The following is a 506-nucleotide window of genomic DNA, read 5'->3' as shown; positions in this document are numbered from 1 at the left end:
GAGGCCGGGGTCGGCGACACCACCCCCCCCCCCCCCGCCGAGGCCGCCCTGCGGATCGCGGAGGCGGTCAGGAGCTGAGGGTCAGCCCATGAGCCCGGCGGCCAGGGTCGCGCCCAGCTCCCAGCAGGCCTCGGTGTCCGACTTGCCGGGCTCTGCGGTGACCGTCACCGCGTCCGCCGCCCGGCGCCAGCCGAGGCCCGTGGTGATCGACTCGATGCCCCGCACCGCTCCGGTGACGTCACTGCCGCCGTGCACGTAGTAGCCGAAGGGCCGGCCCCGCGTCTCGTCCAGGCACGGGTAGTAGACCTGGTCGAAGAAGTGCTTGAGGGCACCGGACATGTAGCCGAGGTTCGCCGGGGTGCCCAGCAGAAAGCCGCCGGCGGCCAGTACGTCGGAGGCGGTGGCACCACCCCAGCCGTGGGGTAGGTCCTCAATTTTAGCGCGTTAGAGCCGCTCTTCTTCAGTTGGGGCTCCCCGGTGGGGGGGGTGCTTTTCCCCGCCGCACC

At 72.3% G+C, this 506-nt stretch carries 1 pseudogene; it reads right to left on the bottom strand.

Features of this window, described 5'->3' with window-relative positions:
* Positions 1-81: 81 nt before the first annotated feature.
* A pseudogene (locus tag TN53_RS42165) lies at positions 82-405 on the bottom strand (flavodoxin family protein); the annotation flags it as partial.
* Positions 406-506 lie beyond the last annotated feature (101 nt).

Source organism: Streptomyces sp. WM6386 (assembly GCF_000972385.1).
Classification (GTDB): Bacteria; Actinomycetota; Actinomycetes; order Streptomycetales; family Streptomycetaceae; genus Streptomyces.
Note: the sequence above shows the minus strand (reverse complement) of the source record. Positions and strands in the feature narration are given on the sequence as shown.